This is a genomic window from uncultured Campylobacter sp. (assembly GCF_905372745.1).
Classification (GTDB): domain Bacteria; phylum Campylobacterota; class Campylobacteria; order Campylobacterales; family Campylobacteraceae; genus Campylobacter_A.
This window is the reverse complement of sequence record NZ_CAJPQR010000025.1, coordinates 17,761-32,925: the sequence shown is the minus strand read 5'-3', so window position 1 is coordinate 32,925 and position 15,165 is coordinate 17,761. Positions and strand designations below refer to the sequence as shown.

Genomic DNA, 15,165 nt, shown 5'->3' with positions numbered 1-15,165 from the left:
GTATTTAAATTTAACCAAACCAAATTTAGCATCTTAAAGACGGGTCTTGGCGCGTAAAATTTAAATTAGCCCGCTAGACTCTGCGTTTTTTCGGCTGCTCATCAACCGCGCCGCAGCGTTTTTGCCTGGCTTATTCGTTTCTCTAGCCTAGTTTAGCTAGGCAAATTCGGCTAAATTTTACTAAACGTACGCGCGAGTCGGTTGCTTATTTTGGCTGTTTAAAACTTAAATTTAAACGTCAAATTTTATGCTTACGGCGCGCGAGTTAAAACCTTTAAATTTAAACGTCAAATTTAGTCTAGCTTGGTTTGATAACTAAACGGCGGTCTAAATTTAGCTGCCGCAGCCAAAAACCGCGGTTAAAACGGGCGAATTAGCGCGCAAAATTTGCCGGGCGCTAGGAGCGTGCGCTACCTGCATGAGTTTACGGCGCATCTACCGCTTACAACGCTTTTTGCGGCTTTGCTTGCTCGCTAAGCTTTAGAGCGTATCTGCCCGCAAACTTCGCCTGCGCCCGCAGATACGAAATTTAGCGCTTTAAAGCGGCGAATTTAATCCTTAAAAATCTTCAAAAATGAGTAAACGTCGCGCACGCCGTTAATGTGCTTGGCGTACCATATCGCGTGTTTTTCCTGCTCGATGTCGGTTATGATGCCCGTAAATACGACGTTGCACTGCACAACACTCACTCTCACGCTCGTACCGCTTATTATGCTGTCTTTAAAAAGATTATTTTTTAAATTTAGCATTATGGCGAGGTTGCCTTCGCATTCGCCGCCGTCTTTGGGGAAGCGTATATACGTATAGATTTTATTTACGCCGCTTGTATTTTTGGCTAATTCCACGAGTTTTTCTTTGTGCTCGGCATCCGGTACGACGCCGATGAGGTAGACGTCGCCGTAAAAGCTCTCCACGTCCACGTTTAGGTTGCTAAGGCCGCTCGTGCCAAAAATTTTAGTCTGAATTTTGGTTTTTACGATTTTATCTTTGGCTATGGAGTAGATGCCCCGCTCGTCTTGGCTCACTTGATAGGCGTCGTATACGTTTATGCCCGTTAGCGGCGTCACGGTGGTGAAATACTCTAAGCATCCGCCCAAAAAAATAGCGGGAGCCAAAAACGCGAGAGCGCGTAAAATTTGCCGTAAAAAGAGCCTAAAATCCATCGCGAGCCTATAAAATTTTGCCTAAATACTATAAAAATCAAACTAAAATTTATATAAATTTGGCTATAATCGCCATCGTCATCTAAAAATGCGGAGGATAAGGCGATCTGGTGGCGTCCGCGGACTTCAAATCCGATGGCGGGGCGGTTGACCGCTTCGCGGGGAGTTCGATTCTCTCATCCTCTCGCCAAACTTCTACGTTTATTATCTTAAAACAAGCAAAATTCAGCTACAATAAGCCGTTTATGTAAAATTAATTTAAGGTTTTTCTTTTGGCTAAGTCTAATCTCGATAAAAATGCCCTTTCTTACGCCGTTTTAAGCAAGATATATATGGTAAATTTTATCGTTATCGCCGCATTAATCTGCGTGGCCGGCTTTGGCGTAAATTTGAAATTTGAAGACGTAAAAGGCGAAATTTACGCCCAGAACGCTTATTTTAGCAACTTTTTGTCCGAGCGTTTCGCGGCTGCCGATTCGGAGCTAAGGCTGATAGAAAAATACCTCGCCGCAAATGCCGCCGACGTTAAGACGGTATTTGAATTTTCTTTAAATAATAGCACGGAATACGTCGCGTTTTTTATAGCCGATAAAAACGGCGAGATAAAATTTACGACCGATGAGAAACTAGGCGCGAAATATAGAGGTTTTTTCGCATCTAAGCCTTGGGCGGACGCGGAAGCGGGCGAGACTCTGCGCTCTAAATTCGCCCTTGATAAAAGCGACTCCGCATCGAGATTTACCGCGATAAAGATGAGTAGCGGAGAGATTTTAGCAGTACTGATAAATTATTCTTTCATTTATGATGAATTAACCAACAATCGCGGCTTTGGCGGCGCGAAATCATTTGTCGTCTCAGACGACGGCGAGATACTTTTTCACGGCGATACGGAGCTGGTTTTGGAGCGTAAAAAGATATTTGACGTATACGGCGCGCCTGCCGATTACATTGGCGGAGGGATAAAATTTGCGCTAAATTCGCCGCAAAAAGACATCTATCTCGCGGCAAAAGTGCCTAACGAAGGCGTTGCGGCCGTGTCTTATTATCCCTTAAACAAACTCGTGCGCGAAAATTTAATTTTTCTGCTAGTTTGCGGCGTATTTTTGGGCGCGGGTTCGCTCTTTACGCTATTTTACGCTAAATTTATGAAACAAAACGTCGTAAAGCCCATCTACGTCATCAAAAATTTAACGAAAAAAGCAAGACGCGGCGAGGAGATAAGCGGGTATTTAAAATTCGGCGATATAGATGATTTTGAGCAGATAGCAAGTGACGTAAAGAGCCTTTTTGACGAGCGCGAGGCGAGCAAGGCGGCTCTTGAGAGATACTCGAGTAAGTTTGGATTTTTGTTTGAAAAAGGGCCTTTTATCTTGCTTTTAATCGACGCAAAAAGCGGCGAGATACTAGAGGCTAGCGCGAAGGCGTGCGAATTTTACGGACTTAGCGCGGAGGAGATAAAGGGCAAAAATTTAACCCTGCTAAACGCGCCAGATTTGGCTCAAATCAAAATTTTGCAAGAAGACGGCGCGCAAATTTACGAAACGAGCCGTATCGCGGCGGACGGCCAAACTAGACAAATACGCATCCGCAAACAAAACTACGAGCTTAGCGGCGGCGAAAAGATCGGCTTTTGCGTGATAGAAGACGTTACGCAAAGCGACGCTTTAAAGAAAAACGCGGCGAAGGAAGATTTGATGAGCGAGCATTCGCCGGCATTTAGCGTCGCGTGGAAAGGCGGGCTAGTAGGCGCTGTATCGGGCGTCTCGCATAGCATCAAGCGCGTTTTGGGCTATAGGCCAGCAGAGATGCTTGCCGCGGATTTTGACTTTAAAAACATCATTCATCCGGATGATTTGGATAAATTTTTAAACGAATTTAATATCAAATTTAGACTCTACGGCGCAAATTTGCGCAAAAAGGAGTTTGAGAGCTTGCAGCCTTGCAGGTTGATGAGGAAAAATTTAGAGAGCGTAAAGTGCGATATTTTCGTCAAATTTATCTCGCAAGACGGCAAAAATATCGACGAGGCGATCGGATATTTTATCGAATGCGATTTATCGCGAAATCTAATCTCGCTACAAGGCGCGGCGTCTAGTTTATCAAGCGGACAAGGCTTGCGCGGCGAGGCGATTTTGCGCCTTTTGGCAAACTCTAGCGAGGGCGTGGCTACGGTCTTGCTAGACGGAACTTTTGCCGGCGTAAACGACGCTTTTTGCAAAGTATCCGGATACGAGAAGAGCGAGGTCGTCGGCAAGCCGTCGAATTTATTAAAATCGGGCGTACACGACGCTAAATTTTACGAAAATATGTGGCAAAGCCTGCTAAAAAACGGCTTTTATAGCGGCGAGGTTTATAACAAGCGCAAAAACGGCGAAATTTATCTAGAGCGGCTTAGTATAGTTACGATTTTTGAGGGCGGCAAGCCCGCGTATTTCGTCGCGGCGTTTCACGAGCTACCGTGGAGAGAGCCTGGAGCGACCGAAACGAATCAAAAGCAAAGGAGCAAGAGTGAGCGAATTTGACGCTAACGTCTATGAGCACGAGATACCGAGCGGCACGAGGCTGTATTTCGGACAAAGCGCGAAACTAAAAAGAAAGATCGAGCGCGCGGCGAGCGAAATTTTGGAAAAAAACGGATTTCACGAGATCGTGACGCCCTTTTTCTCGTATCATCAGCACCTAAGCGTGCAGCCCACGGCTCTAGTGCGCTTTAGCGATCACGAAAATCACCAAATCAGCCTGCGCGCCGATAGCACCGTGGACGTCGTGCGTATCGTGCTTAGACGCCTAAAAGACACCGAGCCTAAACGCTGGTTTTATATCCAGCCGGTTTTTAAGTATCCGAGCGTCGAAATTTATCAAATCGGCGCCGAGCTAATCGGTGAGAGCGATCTGGCTACTAGCGTCAAGATCGCAAAGGAGCTTTTTGCGTCGTTTGACCTAGCGCCCGTGCTGCAAATCAGCCACATCGCGATCCCGCAGATCGTGTGCAGGCTCTTAAATTTGCCTATTTCGATATTTGAGCACGGCGAGATCGAAAAAATCCTAAATCAAAACGAGGAGTGGCTAAAAAGGCTAGCCTTCGTAAATACGGTCGAGGGCATCGACGAGATTTTGCCGATAGTACCGAACGAGATAAAAACCGCGTTGCTTGAGATAAAAGAGCTAGCCCAAGCGGTAAAATATGAAAATTTAAGAATTGTTCCGTTATATTATTCAAAGATGCGGTATTATGACAAGCTGTTTTTTAGATTTTTAGGCGGCAATGCCGTATTAAGCGGCGGCGGCAACTACGAGATAGAAGGCATCAAAAGCAGCGGATTTGGCGTATATACCGACGCGTTAATCGAAAATTTAGATCAAAAGGAGAGAGTATGAGCAAGGCTGACGTGATAGTGGGCGTGCAGTGGGGAGACGAAGGCAAGGGCAAGATCGTAGATCTGCTAAGCGGCGGCTACGATATGGTGTGCAGGTGTCAAGGCGGGCACAACGCGGGTCACACGATCGTCGTAGAGGGCAAGAAAATCGCGCTGCATCAGGTTCCATCAGGCATACTTCATAAAAATATAATCAACATCATCGGCAACGGCGTCGTGCTCTGCCCGGCCGAGATAATCGAAGAGCTAAAGCAGTTTGGAGACGTATCGGGGCGGCTGTTTATCAGCGACAAGGCGCATTTAAATTTGCCTTATCACGCTCAAATCGACCAAGCCAAAGAAAAGGCCAAAGGCGCACACGCTATCGGCACGACAGGCAAGGGCATAGGGCCTGCGTATAGCGACAAGATCAGCCGTAGCGGACACCGCGTAGGAGAGCTAAAAAATCCCGAAAAGCTTTGCGATGCGATCTTGGCCGATTTTGCGGCAAATAAAGCGTTTTTAGACGTTTTAGGCGTCAAAGCGCCTGCTCGCGAGGAGCTTTTGGGCGAGCTAAAGAGTTACGAGGCGGCGCTGGGTAAATTTATAGTAGATACCACGCACATGGTTTGGGAAGCTATAGACGCGGATAAGAAAATTTTACTCGAAGGAGCGCAGGGCACGCTGCTAGACATCGATCACGGCACGTATCCTTTCGTAACTAGCTCAAACACCGTAACCGCAGGCAGCTGCAGCGGTATCGGACTAAGCCATAAAAACGTCGGCGAGGTGATCGGTATCATCAAAGCCTACACCACGCGCGTTGGCAACGGCGCCTTCCCGACCGAGGATATGGGCGAGGACGGCGAAAAGATACGCGATATCGGACGCGAATACGGCGCAACGACTGGCAGACCGCGCCGTACGGGCTGGTTTGATGCAGTCGGCGTGAGATATGCGGCGAGGCTTGACGGCGTGGATAAATTTGCGTTGATGAAGCTTGACGTTTTAGACGGCTTTAAAAAGGTAAAAATTTGCAAAGCCTATGAGAAAAACGGCAAGATAATCGAGTATTTCCCAAGCGATTTGGAGGGCGTAAAGCCGGTCTACGAGGAGCTTGAGGGCTGGGATAAGGTAGAAGGGGCGCGTAAATTTGACGATCTTCCCGCAAATGCAAAGGCCTTTATCAAACGCATCGAGGAGATCACGGGCGTAAAAGTCGGCATAGTATCTACTAGCCCGGAGCGCGAAGACACGATAGTCCGCTAAGATGAAAAGCAAATTTACGCAAATCGTAAATATAAAAAAGCGAAATTTAGACAAAATCGAGCTAAATTTAGCAAGAACCAGAAACGAAGCGGCGATGATAGAGGGCTTCATAGCGCAGGCTACAGAGCAAATTTCAAAATTTGAAATGCCTTCAAGCGGCTCTGCGATCGATCTGCGCGGATCGCTCGAGCTTCTGGGCGCGATGCGGCGAGAAAAGAATCTGCTAACCGAGCGGCTCGAACTAATGAAAAAAAACATCGCACACCTCGAGCGGCAGTACAAGGCGGCCAATCTAGAGTACGAGAAGATGAAATACCTGCAAACGCAGGACTTTAGCGCGCAAATAGAAAAGATAAAAAAGGCCGAAGCGGCGGCTCTGGACGAGTTTGCGACGATGAATTTTACAAGGCAAAAAGAGGCGAAGGCTTGAAAAAATTTTTGATTTTAATAACTTTAAATTTATGCGTTTGGGGCGCAAACGGCGCAAATGTTCAAAGCCCGGCGCAAAGCGGCTTTAAGATCCCGGTGGACTGTGTTTCGATCTTTGAAACCAGAAAAGACGAGCTAAAAAGAGAGCTTGCTAAAATAGACGAAGCAAGGCAGGCTTTGGAGGCTTTTAGAGCGAGTTCGGCGGCGCTTTTTGAGGAGCGAAACGCCAAACTAGCCGTCAAAGAGGCCGAGATAAATGCGACTCTAGCCCGCGCGCAAGAGGAAAAAAAGCAGACCGAGCAGCTGATAAAGAAAAACGACGAAATCCTAAAAGAGCTAAAAACGATGACTAGCGACAAGGTCGGCGAAACCTACGGCAAGATGAAAGATCAAGCCGCCGCCGACGTGTTAAGCGCGATGGATAGGGCGGACGCGGCTAGCATCATGTACTCGCTAAGCCCTAAAAAAATCTCTGCGATAATGGCTAAAATGGAGCCTACCGCGGCGTCTGAGATCACGCTTTTAATCAAGCAAGGGCCGCCGTTTATAAAGGCTGAAAAAAACGTAACGCAAGAGGTCTCTCCGACCTCGCCAGACGGCCCGGCTGGAAATCTGCTAAATTTGTAAATTTAGAGCCGAGGTGCTCTAAATTTATCTTAGTTCGCGTCTAAATTTGACCTAAAATTTACTGCGGTCAAATTTAACGCTAAAGCCTAAATTTAACTAATATCCAGTCTTAAAAACGTCAAAATTGCTTTTATCCGCGCGTCAAATTTGGATTTAAGTTTTACTAAAAACAAACGCCCGCCAAAACAAAAACTCCGTGAGATTTTAGGTATTTCTTACCAAATTTTGGTTAAAATCAAGCCCAAAAAGAGAGGTAAAAATGCGTATAAAACTCCCACACACACCCTACATCGCGCACAAAATCGCTATTGATTTATTAAAGTCCGGATTCGTAAATTTAACGCGCGGAGTGGAGCCGGTAGCGGCATGCGCGAAAGAAATTTTAGATGACGATTTACAAAAAGAAAAAGCGCTTGAAGAGCGCGTAAACGAGGTACTAGCTCAAAACGAAGACGATATGGAGAGCATGCAAGTCGATAGAAAAAATATGTTTTGGCTCGTGAAAAAAAAGCTGGCCAAAGAGTACGGCGTCATCCTTTCTTACGAAGATCGCTTTAGCAACGTCGCTCATCTCGTGCTACAAAACGCTTGGAAAAAGGGACTCATCGACTACTCGGTCTCCGAAAATCGTATCAAAAATATCATCTATGGCTCAATCGAAGAGTACCTAAAAACGTATGAAATTTTACAAGACGTAGTTATCGATAAGATCGACGGCTACAAGCGCAAGCTGATCCCCGGCACCGAGGAGTACGACATCGTATTTGAGCGGCTCTACGAGGACGAGCTAAGAAAACGAGGCATGCTGTGAGAGCTTATATCTACTTTGAAAACGGCGTTTTTTTGCAGGCGAAGGCCTTTGGCGCGAGCGGTACGGCTAGCGGCGAAATGGTCTTTAATACAAGCCTAACCGGCTATCAAGAGATCATGAGCGATCCTAGCTACGCGGGGCAGTTTATCGTCTTTACGATGCCAGAAATCGGCATAGTAGGTGTAAACGAAGACGATATGGAGAGCACGAAAATTCACGCTAGCGGCGTTTTGATGAGGGATTTTAACTCTACGCCGTCAAATTTCCGCTCGCAAAAAAGCTTGGAAGAGTTTTTCAAAGAGCAAGGCAAATTTGGCATTTATGGTATCGACACGAGATTTTTAACCAAGATGCTACGCGATAACGGCGCGCTTCACGCAGTTATCTCGACTGAAATTTCAGACGAAAAAGAGCTAAAAAAACTGCTAGAAAACTCGCCTAGAATCTCAGAGATAAACTACGTCGCAAAGGTAAGCACCGAGCAAATTTACGCTCACGAAAATGGCGCTTGGGATCACGCGAGCAAAGCCTACTCCGCGCTAAAAGCAAACGGAAAAAAGGTCGCCGTCATCGACTACGGCGTGAAGCGAAACATCCTAAACGAGCTTTGCGAAACTGGTCTTGAGACGCAAATTTACCCGCACGACGTGCAAGCAGACGAGCTCATCGCTAAATTTAACAAAGGCGAGATAAACGGCGTGTTTCTCTCAAACGGCCCGGGCGAACCCAAAGCCCTAAAAAACGAGATCGCGCAGATAAAAAAGCTGATCGAGGCTAGGATGCCGATTTTTGGCATTTGCCTAGGTCATCAGCTGCTTAGCAATGCATTTGGCTTTGAGACGTACAAACTAAAATTCGGTCAGCACGGCGCAAATCACCCGGTTTTAAATTTGCAAACCAAAGCAGTCGAGATAACGGCGCAAAACCACAACTACAACGTTCCCGAGGAGATCTCACAGGTCGCCGAGATCACGCATAGAAATCTTTTCGACGGCACGATCGAAGGCGTGAAATACAAGGATTATCCGGTATTTTCGGTGCAGCATCACCCCGAGGCTAGCGGCGGACCGAGCGAGAGCAAATATATCTTTAAACAATTTTTAGAAATTTTATAGTTGCTAGTCGCGGTCAAATTTGAGCAAAATTTAGGGTTAAATTTGCGAGCCGAATTTAACCTCAGCGCGGCTAAAATTCGCAAATGAAATTTGACGGTCAAATTTGATGAGCGGCGCGGAGTTTGTTTCGATTTTGAGCGTCGCGGCGCTTAGCTCGGTAGGCCACTGCGCGGGTATGTGCGGCGGTTTTGCTCTCTTGCTCGCGCGGTTTTTGAGCGGCAAAGGTAAAATTTTTAGCGCGGCGATGATAGCGGGATATAACCTAGCTAGAATTTGCGCTTATATGCTACTTGGCTTTATTTTCGGGTCGTTTGGCGGCGTATTTACGCTATCTCTTGCGGCGCGAGGCTACCTGTTTTTTGCTATCGGCGTTTTTATGGCGGTTTTGGGCGTCGCGCTCATTGGGCGCGGAGCGGTGTTAAATTTCATCGAGAAAAACGCATTTTTATCCAAAATTTTAAACGAAAAAATGAAAGCTGCGATCGCTAAAAATAGCGTGCCGGGGTTTTTAGCGCTCGGGTTTTTAAACGGGCTGCTGCCGTGCGGAATGGTTTATTATTTTTTAGCTTTAGCAGTAGCTAGCGGCAGCGGGGCAAAGGGCGCGGCGATCGCGGCTACGTTTGGCGCGGTTAGCTTTTTTGCGATGAGTTTTTACGCGCTGGTTTTAAAGGCTGTGAGCGAAAAATTTAAAAAACATGCGTTAAATTTAAGCGGTGCGGCGATAATAATTTACGGAATTTATCTATCTTTTATAGGATTTACGGCGAGCAATGGATAACATCAAAGAAAGATTCAGGCAGTATCAAGAGGCTATCGAGACCAGCAATATCGTCTCAAAAACCGACACCAACGGCACTATCACCTTCGTAAACGACGAGTTTTGCAAGATGTCTGGCTTTACGCGCGAGGAGCTAATCGGCGCAAATCACAACATCGTGCGTCATTCCGAGGTGCCAAAGGAGGTTTTTGCGCGGCTTTGGGATACGATTTTAGCCAAAAAAGTACACAAAGGTACGATAAGAAATCGCACCAAGGATGGCCGCGACGTCTATCTAAACACGACTATCATACCGATTTTGGATTTAAGCGGGCAGATCGAGGAGTTTCTTGCGATTAGATACGACGTGACGGACGTGATAAATTTAAACAACGAGCTTGAAAAGACGAAAAAAGAGCTGTTAAATTTAAACGAAAGTCTCGAAAACAGGGTCGCCGAGCAGACGGCCAAGCTCGTAAATTTAAATCAAAATCTAGAAAATTTGGTAAAAGCCCAGATCAAGAAAAACGAGGAAAAGACCAAAATGCTCTTTTTGCAGTCGCGTCTAGCTTCGATGGGCGAGATGATCGCAAACATCGCTCACCAGTGGCGCCAGCCGCTAAACGAGCTTAGCATCACGCTTTTTAAACTAAAAGAGAGCGTCAAAGCAAACGAGAAATTCGAGGCCGGCTACGAGCACGCAAAACGCGTGATAAAAGGCATGTCGCAGACGATCGAGGATTTTAGAAGCTTTTTTAGCGTCGAGCGCGAGAGGGGACTTTTCTTGCCCTCGTCTGCGGTAGAAAACGCGCTAAAGATGGTGCAGGGAACCTACGAAAAAGAGGGCATAGACGTAAATTTAGAGCTAAAAAGCGAGGGTCAAATTTACGGATTTGAGTCGCAGCTGTGTCAGGCCGTGATTATCCTGCTTTCTAACGCAAAAGATGCGCTGGCAAATAAAAAAGACGATAAAAAAGTAACGCTAACGTTAGAAACAAAGGATAAATTTGCTATCATAAGAGTAACGGATAACGCCGGCGGTATAAAAGAGGAGATAATGGATAAGATTTTCGAGCCGTATTTTACCACGAAGCACCCGAGCGCGGGTACTGGCATCGGTCTATATATGCTAAAAAGCATAGTCAAAAATCACGGCGGAAGCACCGGCGCTAAAAACGTAAAATTTGGAGCGGAATTTGAGATAAAACTGCCGCTAAAGGATGGAAAATGAAAAATTTTAAAGAGCTAACGCTACTGCTAGTCGAGGACGAGGATAGTATAAGGGAGTCTATGCAAGAGGTTTTCGGCGGCGTATTTCAAAAGGTCATATCGGCCTCAAACGGCGACGAAGGTCTTAAGAAATTTAAAAAATTTAGCCCCGACATCGTGATAGCTGATATCATGATGCCTATCATGGACGGGCTTGAGATGTCAAGGCAGATAAAAGAGTTCTCAAAAAACACGCCGGTAGTGATCCTAAGCGCGTATAGCGAAAAGGAAAAACTGCTCAAAGCTATCGACGTTGGCATCGATAAATACGTCATCAAGCCTATCGATATGGATGAGCTTTTCGTCGTGCTGGAACAGATCGTAAAAACTAAAATCATAGGCGCCGATATCATCGATATTTCGGGCGGATATTCGTTTAATCAAACCAAAAAAGTGCTCGTAAAAAACGGCGTCGAGATTGCGCTAACCAAAAAAGAGCTGGCCTTTATCTCGCTTTTGGTTAAACGTATCGGCACGCTTGTTTTAACCGAGGAGATCAGAAACGTGGTATGGTTTGGCGAAAAGGTAAACGATCCGGCCGTTAGGACATTTATCAAACGAATACGCGATAAAGTGGGCGCCGGTCTCATCAAAAACTCGCCGGGTCTTGGCTATAAAATCGAGCTGAAAAAGTAAAATTTGAAACGCAAATTTAGGTCGGTTAAGCGATTTTACACTAAAAATCTAATAAAATAACAATCTAATAACAAAATAAACAAAGGAGGATATCAATGCGACTAGACAGGGCGCTAAGCTACGACTACACGGTCGCCAAGTATTTTATGTTCGCGACGATACTGTTTGGGATAGTCGGTATGAGCGTCGGCGTTTTCATAGCTTTTCAGATGGCGTACCCGGACTTAAACTATCTCGCGGGCGAATACGGCACCTTTAGCCGCCTAAGACCGCTACACACGGCGGGCGTGATATTTGGATTTATGCTTTCGGGCGTTTTTGCGACGTGGTACTACATCGGACAGAGGGTTTTGAAGGTCTCGATGAGCGAGTCGCCGTTTTTGATGGCGGTAGGCAAGCTGCACTTTTGGATATATATGCTGGTGATGGCAGGCGGCGTGTTTAGCCTACTTGCCGGCGTTAGCACGTCAAAAGAGTACGCCGAGCTAGAGTGGCCGCTAGATATCGGCGTGGTCGTGCTTTGGGTGCTTTGGGGCGTTAGTATATTCGGTCTTATCGGTATCCGCCGCGAGAGGACGCTTTATATCTCGGTTTGGTATTTTATCGCGACGTTTTTAGGTATCGCGATGCTTTATTTGTTTAACAACATGGCCGTACCGACCAAGCTGGTTTCGGGATATGGCAACTGGTGGCACTCGGTTTCTATGTATGCGGGCGCGAACGATGCGCTAGTGCAGTGGTGGTACGGGCATAACGCCGTGGCGTTCGTGTTTACCGTGCCGATAATCGCTCAAATTTACTACTTCCTCCCTAAAGAGAGCGGTCAGCCGATATTTTCCTACAAGCTTTCTATTTTCTCGTTTTGGAGCCTCATGTTCCTTTATCTTTGGGCGGGCGGACACCATCTGATCTACTCTGCGGTGCCTGATTGGATGCAGACGATGGGCTCCGTGTTTTCGGTGGTTTTGATACTGCCGTCTTGGGGATCTGCGATAAATATGCTTCTAACGATGCGCGGCGAGTGGCAGCAGCTTAGAGAAAATCCTCTTATCAAATTTATGATTTTAGGCTCAACGTTTTATATGTTTTCGACTCTTGAAGGACCGATTTTAGCGATCAAATCAGTAAACGCTCTAGCGCACTTTACCGACTGGGTGCCGGGCCACGTGCACGACGGTACGCTAGGCTGGGTCGGCTTTATGACGATGGCGGCGCTTTATCACATGACGCCTCGCGTATTTAAACGCGAAATTTACTCGAAATCCTTGATGGAAACTCAGTTTTGGATACAGACTATCGGCATAGTGCTTTATTTTTCATCGATGTGGATCGCGGGCATCACTCAGGGTATGATGTGGCGCGCGACGGATGAATACGGAAATTTAGCCTATTCATTTATCGATACGGTGATAAACATAGTGCCGTACTACTGGATCAGAGCCGTGGGCGGACTGCTATATCTGCTTGGATTTTTTATCTTTGTTTATAATATTTACAAGAGTTTTGGCGCCAAATTGCTCGAAAAAGAGCCGCTAAGCGCGAGTCCTGCGGGCATAAAGGAGGTTGCTAATGTTTAGTTGGTTAGAAAAAAATCCCTTCTTTTTCGCGGTTATGGTTTTTATATTTATCGCCTATGCGGGCGTGATCGAGATCTTGCCTGATTTTGCCAACAGAGCTAGGCCGCTTGAGGGCACCAAGCCGCCGACGGTTTTACAGCTTGCGGGCAAACACGTGTATATGAAAGATAGCTGTAACGCCTGCCATACGCAGCAAATTCGCCCTTTTAAGGCCGAGACCGATAGATACGGCATGTATTCGCTTAGCGGCGAGTATGCGTTTGACCGCCCGCATCTTTGGGGTTCAAAGAGGACCGGCCCCGACCTTTGGCGCGTGGGTAACTACCGCACCACCGACTGGCACGAAAATCACATGAAAGAGCCGACCTCTGTGGTGCCGGGCTCTATAATGCCTTCTTATAAGCATCACTTTAGCAACAACGCCGACATCGAGACGGCATACGGCGAAGCGGTAACGACGAAAAAGGTATTTGGCGTACCGTACGACGTAGAGGGCATGCCAAAACTCGGCACCTACGAGGAAGCGCAAGCGGCCGCCAAAGAAGAAGCCGCCGCTATAGTTGAAGAGATGAAGGATGAAGAGGTCAAAAAGGCCTTTGAGCGCGGAGAGATCCGCGAGATAGTGGCGCTCATAGCCTATCTAAATAGCTTAAAATAGGCAAATTTATGGATGCGCAGACTCTAAGAGATATCCAAGGATACGGAGCTTTTATCTTTCTAGCCGTGTGCGCCGCGCTTCTTTACGGGTACTATTTTCATCTGTATAGATCCGAAAAGAGCGGCAGGCGAAACTACGAAAGATACTCCGACCTCGCCCTAAAAGACGGTATCGACGAGGAAATTTTAGAGTCTGCGTCCATAGAGCAAAACGCTAAAAAGGAAAAATAATGCAATGGTTTAATTTAGAAGATAACGTAAATTTACTGGGGCTTATCGGAGCTATTGCCATCGTTTTGGCCACGGTTTTCATCGTGAGTCGCTTGGTCGGGCAGATGAAGGTAGCAAAACCGGATGCCGAGCTAAGCGAGCATAGCTGGGACGGCATAGGCGAGTACAAAAATCCCGTACCGCTGGGCTGGGCGATAGTTTATGCGATATGCATCGTCTGGGCCTTGTGGTATATGATCGCCGGCTATCCGGTAAACTCCTACTCGCAAATCGGCGAATACAACGAAGAAGTCGCCGCCGCAAACGCTAAATTTGAAAAGAGTTTCGCAAATCCGGACGCCAAGACGCTTCACGCGATGGGCGAGAGCGTGTTTTTGGTGCAGTGTTCCTCCTGCCACGGCATAACCGGCGACGGTATAAACGGCAAGGCCGCAGACCTTTCCAAATGGGGTAGCGAAGAGGGGATATATGATACGATAATGAACGGCTCAAAAGGCCTTGAGTACCCGATGGGCGAGATGCCTGCGGGTATGGCGGACGAAGAAGGCGCAAAGGCGATCGCGGCCTACATCGCTAAGGAAATTTCGGGTATAAAAAAGACTAAAAACGAAAATTTGGTAGCTAGCGGCAAGGAGCTTTTTGCGACCTGCGCAGCCTGCCACGGCGAGGACGGCAAAGGCATGGAGGGTAACTCTCCCGATCTATCTAAATACGGCACGGCCGAGTTTGTCGAGGACGTGTTGCAGCGCGGTAAAAAGGGCGCTATCGGTACGATGCCTAAATTTAGCGACGGCAGGCTAAACGCTTTGCAGCAAAAAGCCGTCGGCGAGTACGTCATCTCGCTTTCTAAAGGAGAATAAATGGAAAACACGAATCGAAATGTTTTTGGCCTACACGGAGTGACCGGGCTGCTCATCGCGACCGGACTGCTGCTAGCGATCCTGGCGGCACTCACGTACTACGCGATCAAGCTGCAGCAAGAAGTCGCGCAAAAGCCTTACTCGCTAAACGCCTCCGAGCTAAAGATGAAAAGCGCGGATAACGCCAAACAAGTGCGCGTAAAGGAGTAAATATGCAAGCGATTTTGGAGAAATTTATCGTCGCGGGACTCATTGCGGCGGCGGTATTTACGGCGTGGGCGGTGCTAACGCCAAATCATCTTTTTGTGGGATGAAATTTGATAAATCAAGAGGCGCAAACTCGGCCGCCTCTTTTCAAATTTTACGCCTAAATCCTAGCGACGCGCTTTGCTTTTTGCTCGAAAATGC

At 47.0% G+C, this 15,165-nt stretch carries 17 protein-coding genes and 1 tRNA gene; 17 read left to right on the top strand and 1 reads right to left on the bottom strand.

All coding sequences use genetic code 11. The features are described 5' to 3' along the window. Positions 1 to 551: 551 nt before the first annotated feature. Positions 552 to 1,163, bottom strand: coding sequence for a BON domain-containing protein (locus QZ157_RS07800; RefSeq protein WP_295143985.1), 612 nt, complete (start codon positions 1,161 to 1,163; stop codon positions 552 to 554). Positions 1,164 to 1,255: 92 nt separating this feature from the next. On the opposite strand from QZ157_RS07800, the gene QZ157_RS07795 reads away from it, so the two are divergent. The 17 genes from QZ157_RS07795 to QZ157_RS07715 all read left to right on the top strand — a co-directional run bounded on the left by QZ157_RS07795 (position 1,256) and on the right by QZ157_RS07715 (position 15,071). Continuing rightward, a tRNA-Sec gene (locus QZ157_RS07795) sits at positions 1,256 to 1,353 on the top strand. A gap of 82 nt (positions 1,354 to 1,435) precedes the next feature. Next, entirely contained in the window at positions 1,436 to 3,685 is a 2,250-nt protein-coding gene (locus QZ157_RS07790; protein WP_295143983.1) for a PAS domain S-box protein, read from the top strand. After that, complete coding sequence (locus tag QZ157_RS07785) at positions 3,672 to 4,541, top strand: ATP phosphoribosyltransferase regulatory subunit (RefSeq protein WP_295143981.1); 870 nt, start codon at positions 3,672 to 3,674, stop codon at positions 4,539 to 4,541. Before QZ157_RS07790 ends, QZ157_RS07785 begins: the two co-directional genes overlap by 14 nt. Beyond that, positions 4,538 to 5,788, top strand: coding sequence for an adenylosuccinate synthase (locus QZ157_RS07780; protein WP_295143978.1), 1,251 nt, complete (start codon positions 4,538 to 4,540; stop codon positions 5,786 to 5,788). Before QZ157_RS07785 ends, QZ157_RS07780 begins: the two co-directional genes overlap by 4 nt. A gap of 1 nt (position 5,789) precedes the next feature. Then, positions 5,790 to 6,218: a flagellar export protein FliJ gene (locus QZ157_RS07775; protein WP_295143977.1), complete on the top strand. Its 429-nt coding sequence runs from the start codon at positions 5,790 to 5,792 to the stop codon at positions 6,216 to 6,218. Then, positions 6,215 to 6,844, top strand: coding sequence for a MotE family protein (locus QZ157_RS07770; RefSeq protein WP_295143975.1), 630 nt, complete (start codon positions 6,215 to 6,217; stop codon positions 6,842 to 6,844). Before QZ157_RS07775 ends, QZ157_RS07770 begins: the two co-directional genes overlap by 4 nt. 259 nt (positions 6,845 to 7,103) lie before the next feature. Further along, positions 7,104 to 7,655 carry a DUF507 family protein gene (locus QZ157_RS07765; RefSeq protein ID WP_295143973.1) on the top strand — a complete coding sequence of 184 codons (552 nt, stop codon included), beginning with the start codon at positions 7,104 to 7,106 and terminating at the stop codon, positions 7,653 to 7,655. Continuing rightward, positions 7,652 to 8,770 carry a glutamine-hydrolyzing carbamoyl-phosphate synthase small subunit gene (carA, locus tag QZ157_RS07760; protein ID WP_295143971.1) on the top strand — a complete coding sequence of 373 codons (1,119 nt, stop codon included), beginning with the start codon at positions 7,652 to 7,654 and terminating at the stop codon, positions 8,768 to 8,770. The genes QZ157_RS07765 and carA overlap by 4 nt, the downstream gene beginning before the upstream one ends. A gap of 106 nt (positions 8,771 to 8,876) precedes the next feature. Beyond that, positions 8,877 to 9,548 (top strand): sulfite exporter TauE/SafE family protein, encoded by a 672-nt coding sequence (locus tag QZ157_RS07755; RefSeq protein ID WP_295143969.1) that lies wholly within the window; start codon positions 8,877 to 8,879, stop codon positions 9,546 to 9,548. Further along, positions 9,541 to 10,758: a PAS domain-containing sensor histidine kinase gene (locus QZ157_RS07750; protein ID WP_295143967.1), complete on the top strand. Its 1,218-nt coding sequence runs from the start codon at positions 9,541 to 9,543 to the stop codon at positions 10,756 to 10,758. The genes QZ157_RS07755 and QZ157_RS07750 overlap by 8 nt, the downstream gene beginning before the upstream one ends. After that, positions 10,755 to 11,432, top strand: a complete 678-nt coding sequence (locus tag QZ157_RS07745; RefSeq protein ID WP_122873278.1) for a response regulator transcription factor — start codon at positions 10,755 to 10,757, stop codon at positions 11,430 to 11,432. Before QZ157_RS07750 ends, QZ157_RS07745 begins: the two co-directional genes overlap by 4 nt. Positions 11,433 to 11,527: 95 nt before the next feature. Continuing rightward, the gene (gene ccoN, locus QZ157_RS07740; protein ID WP_295143965.1) at positions 11,528 to 13,009 is read left to right on the top strand and encodes a cytochrome-c oxidase, cbb3-type subunit I; all 1,482 of its coding nucleotides are present in this window, start codon (positions 11,528 to 11,530) and stop codon (positions 13,007 to 13,009) included. Beyond that, positions 13,002 to 13,667 (top strand): cytochrome-c oxidase, cbb3-type subunit II, encoded by a 666-nt coding sequence (ccoO, locus tag QZ157_RS07735; protein WP_295143963.1) that lies wholly within the window; start codon positions 13,002 to 13,004, stop codon positions 13,665 to 13,667. Before ccoN ends, ccoO begins: the two co-directional genes overlap by 8 nt. A gap of 8 nt (positions 13,668 to 13,675) precedes the next feature. After that, positions 13,676 to 13,897 carry a cytochrome c oxidase, cbb3-type, CcoQ subunit gene (locus tag QZ157_RS07730; RefSeq protein WP_002949110.1) on the top strand — a complete coding sequence of 74 codons (222 nt, stop codon included), beginning with the start codon at positions 13,676 to 13,678 and terminating at the stop codon, positions 13,895 to 13,897. Then, positions 13,897 to 14,757, top strand: coding sequence for a cbb3-type cytochrome c oxidase N-terminal domain-containing protein (locus QZ157_RS07725; RefSeq protein ID WP_295143961.1), 861 nt, complete (start codon positions 13,897 to 13,899; stop codon positions 14,755 to 14,757). Before QZ157_RS07730 ends, QZ157_RS07725 begins: the two co-directional genes overlap by 1 nt. Continuing rightward, positions 14,758 to 14,967 (top strand): DUF4006 family protein, encoded by a 210-nt coding sequence (locus tag QZ157_RS07720; RefSeq protein ID WP_295143959.1) that lies wholly within the window; start codon positions 14,758 to 14,760, stop codon positions 14,965 to 14,967. Between the two features lie 2 nt (positions 14,968 to 14,969). Next, positions 14,970 to 15,071, top strand: a complete 102-nt coding sequence (locus QZ157_RS07715) for a hypothetical protein (protein WP_241091345.1) — start codon at positions 14,970 to 14,972, stop codon at positions 15,069 to 15,071. The last annotated feature ends 94 nt before the right edge of the window (positions 15,072 to 15,165 follow it).